Origin of the sequence: Bacteroides sp. AR29 (assembly GCF_900217715.1) — a bacterium.
Lineage (GTDB): Bacteria > Bacteroidota > Bacteroidia > Bacteroidales > Bacteroidaceae > Bacteroides > Bacteroides uniformis.
This window is the reverse complement of sequence record NZ_OBMS01000055.1, coordinates 1-2,645: the sequence shown is the minus strand read 5'-3', so window position 1 is coordinate 2,645 and position 2,645 is coordinate 1. Positions and strand designations below refer to the sequence as shown.

Genomic DNA, 2,645 nt, shown 5'->3' with positions numbered 1-2,645 from the left:
GCGAAATTTCCTTTCTCACAAGGTGTATGTATAGGGGTACAATGTATAAAACCTTACTGCTGTGATACTATTTGTTGGATTAATGACTTGGTTATCAGATGTATATCATAAAGTTAATACGTTGCTTAAAGATTTTAAATGATTCTTCCTCTTATATGAAGAATATCTTTTGTCAACATCTATCATCCTAGCTGCTTTCAATGAAGCATTTACTCTACATTGTCATTTTATTAGCGAAAGTACTAAAGTCTATGTAAAAGAATATTTCAATAGCTTCAAAAAACAGTAAACTCAAAACTTTGTGATTAGCTAAACAATCAAGACAACTGTTGTTTCTTCATAACAGTTTTCATCATTTTTGCTTCCACACTTCCACCCGCTCCTTGTATCCCTCTATTCATCGGCATTACAGACGCTGTGGAAGCAATGCAAAAGTGTGGAAGCAAGATTTGCTTCCACACCTCCAATCAGTCTTAAATATTGATAACACACCAATGTCAATCTTCTATTTACACTATACTATACTTAATTGATTCTCAGCAATTTCTCACTGCAAAACTTTGCAAACCTATTGCAGCGATACTGCAAAGCTGTTGCAGTGATACTGCAAACTAATATGCAGTGCGGCTGCAAGCAATATGCAGTGATACTGCAAACAATTTGCAGTAGTACTGCAAAACGTATGCAGTGAGTTTGCAGCGAGCAGGCTGAAACTGAATAGTGAGTGAACAGACTTTAAAGGAGAAGTATATGACTAACGATATGAAAGTGTAGTATTGGCTATGCTAAGTTCGTGTTTTTTTAGGCAAAGGCATGAGTGCATGGTTCTTTTCTAAATCATGCACTATAGTCATATCCATTACATTTGTATACACTTGTGTGGTTTTAACACTTTTATGCCCCAATAATTTTTGCACCGTTGTAATGTTTACTCCATTATAAATCAATAGTGTTGCATTAGTATGGCGAGCAGTGTGAAATGAAATTTTTTTTGATAAACCAGCTAGGCGGGAAATCACAATTAAATCCTTGTTCACATTAGAGTTATCCCTTAAATGAAAGAAGCTTTGTAAGTCATCCCGATATTTGTCCAGAATAACAAGCCCTTTTCCTTCGAATAAGAGATAAAGAGGTAATCTGACTTCTGTACTCGTCTTTATGGATTTATAAATTAGCCAGGTTTCTTGACGAATCTTCACGATGTTATCGGGTGATAAACTGATAAAATCAGAATATCTCATTCCTGCATAGCAACAAAACAAGAATGCATCTAAAGTCTTTTGCAATTTAGTATATCTGCCAGCCAAGTTTAATTTCTCCAACTTCTCCAACTCTTCAGGAGATAAGTGCGTATGCTTGTTTTCTATAGTTTTAATTTTGTACTTTCGAAAAGCGTATTTTTGTATCTCCATATAATCCTTGTTGATGGCGACATTTATATGTCGCTTCAGATGCTTCATATGTTTGGCTATCGTATTTGTGTGATAACCTCTTGATTGCAAGAAATATTCAAAGGAGGATATGAATTCGAATGTTAAATCAGAAAAGGTTACATCCTTTTTGAACTGTTGTAATAATGAAAGAGTGGAGAGATGATTTCGTTTTGTACTTTCTTTTAGAGTAGAGTTTGCTATCTCTTGCCTAAAAAAAGGAATAAAAGAGGTTTTGTTTTCGCTTGTGCTCAAAACATCCTTTAGTAACTCTAATGAAATACGCCTTCCTTGCTGCCACAATTCCAACTCTTTTTTTTCTATCATAGCCATGAACTCATATATCAATCTATTCAGCGCATCTGCATTAGGATGATTCTTCACAATAAGCTTTTTATTGTCCCACTGTTCTGGCTTTAAATAAACTTTGGTTGAAAAATACTTTTTCTTTCTGTCCAAATAGGCTTCTACTTGCACTAATGCCATTCCTTTTTTATTCAGGCTTCTTTTTCTGTTGTACACTAGATTGTAAATAATTTTACTCATTTTACTTGATTTTAATTAATACCAATAACAAATAAGACGATATTCTGTGCTCGATGGGATTAGAATAAGAATTAATATCTTTAAAAAGTGTCTTTTTGTGTTTAGCTATTAATCGGTATTTAGCCTCCGGGAACTCTCAATTTGTTTCAAAATCAGGTCTGTTCTCTGTTTTAGCGGCTTATTTATTAACCATTTTGTTTTAAAATATGTGTATTTCTTGGAAAAATCATCCTAAAAGAGGGAATCATAGTGATAGTAAACATAAGCCAGTTTAGGTTTTTTAAGTGTGAAAAATCTGTTATTAAGCATAAAGCAGTATGTTTAATTAACAAATTGATAGATTTACAAGGTTTTTTCAATAAAATAGTTGTTCGTTTCAGTTTTATTAATATATTTGCACTTTGTTAGAGTAAAGAAACAATTAATGTAAAGTTAAACTTTAAGAGAGAATTTATGAAAAGAAAATTAATGCTGTTATTGGCCTGTCTTTTTGTCGGAATAGGCCTAGTAACTGCCCAAACCCAGAAGGTTACAGGTGTTGTAATTTCTGAAGAAGACGGGCAGCCAGTTATTGGAGCCTCTGTATTGGTAAAAGGTACACAAATTGGTGCTATTACCGGTGTAGATGGTGATTTTACATTACCAAACGTACCAAGTTCCGCGAAAACT

General features: G+C 33.6%; 2 protein-coding genes. One reads left to right on the top strand and one right to left on the bottom strand.

Features of this window, described 5'->3' with window-relative positions; genetic code table 11:
* Positions 1–785 precede the first annotated feature (785 nt).
* Positions 786–1,976: a site-specific integrase gene (locus CSD97_RS18630; RefSeq protein ID WP_061412937.1), complete on the bottom strand. Its 1,191-nt coding sequence runs from the start codon at positions 1,974–1,976 to the stop codon at positions 786–788.
* Positions 1,977–2,429: 453 nt separating this feature from the next.
* On the opposite strand from CSD97_RS18630, the gene CSD97_RS18625 reads away from it, so the two are divergent.
* On the top strand, positions 2,430–2,645 hold a 216-nt coding region (locus CSD97_RS18625), incomplete at its 3' end, for a carboxypeptidase-like regulatory domain-containing protein (protein WP_133304108.1).